Source organism: Paracoccus solventivorans, from assembly GCF_900142875.1.
GTDB classification, from domain to species: Bacteria; Pseudomonadota; Alphaproteobacteria; order Rhodobacterales; family Rhodobacteraceae; genus Paracoccus; species Paracoccus solventivorans.
Map to the genome: position 1 here is coordinate 1 of NZ_FRCK01000026.1, position 1209 is coordinate 1209.

Consider the following 1209-nt stretch of genomic DNA (forward strand, 5'->3'; position numbering starts at 1 on the left):
ATCATGAGGCCGGACACATGTCAGCACCCGACAACGCGCCAAGATCAGCTTCAAAATCCCTCTTGCGCTTGGGGCGGTTACACATGTTGCACAAATCGCGTGAGGGATTCATCTCGTGAATCCAGCGTGGTAGCTGTGATGCATGAGCAGACCCACACCCCCGACCTACAGGACCAGGAACTGGCCAGCCTACAATGAAGCACTCAAGCGCCGAGGCTCGCTGACGATCTGGTTCGACCCCGCGATGAACTGGGATGCCGCTCCGACAGGCAGGCGTGGTCGCCAGCAGACCTACAGCGATGCCGCGATCCAGACGTGCCTTTCGATGAAGGTGCTGTTTGGCATGGCGCTCCGGCAGACGACCGGCTTCGTCGAGAGCCTGCTGCGACTGGTTGGCCTCGACTGGACGGTGCCCGACTTCAGCACGCTGTCGCGCCGTCAGAAGGCCTTGGCTGTCAACATCCCCTACCGCGGCTCCACGGGCCCGTTGCACCTGCTGATTGATAGCACCGGGATCAAAGTCGAGGGAGAAGGCGAATGGCACGCCCGCAAGCATGGCGGCCCCAAACGGCGTGTGTGGCGCAAGATCCATCTCGGAATCGACGAGCAAACACTGGAGGTTCGAGCCGTCGAGATCACGGGGAGCCACATCGGTGATGCCCCGGTGCTACCCGACCTGCTCGGTCAGATCCCGGCGGACGAGCAGATCGGCAGCGTCACCGCCGACGGTGCCTATGACACACGCAAATGCCACGATGCCATTGCCGACCGCGGCGCACATGCCGTCATACCGCCCCGGAAGAATGCAAAGCCGTGGAAGACCCTCACCGCCGGTGCCGCCGCGCGAAACGAAGCCCTGCGCGCCGCGAAATATCTGGGCCGCGCGCTTTGGCGACGATGGAGCGGATACCACCGACGAAGCCGTGCCGAAACGAAGATGCACTGTATGAAACTGCTGGGGCAGCGCCTCATGGCGCGGGACTTTGACCGACAGGTCGCGGAGGTCCAGATCCGCATCGCCGTCATGAACGGCTACACCGCGCTCGGCATTCCTGTCACAGAAACCGCGGGATAAATCCGTCCGGGGAAAGGGGAACCTCGGACATCAGAGGCTTTGTGCAACATGTGTAACCGCCCCAAGCGCAAGAGGGATTTTGAAGCTGATCTTGGCGCGTTGTCGGGTGCTGACATGTGTCCGGCCTCATGATG

The 1209-nt window shown here is 62.0% G+C and carries 1 protein-coding gene; it reads left to right on the forward strand.

The genetic code is table 11. The features are described 5' to 3' along the window. Positions 1 to 142 precede the first annotated feature (142 nt). The gene (locus tag BUB57_RS16210; protein WP_073068871.1) at positions 143 to 1075 is read left to right on the forward strand and encodes an IS5 family transposase; all 933 of its coding nucleotides are present in this window, start codon (positions 143 to 145) and stop codon (positions 1073 to 1075) included. Positions 1076 to 1209 lie beyond the last annotated feature (134 nt).

What these genes read in the sequence shown, in the direction of transcription:
- BUB57_RS16210 (WP_073068871.1), top strand. Translation starts at nt 143, where the DNA reads ATGAGCAGACCCACACCCCCGACCTACAGGACCAGGAACTGGCCAGCC.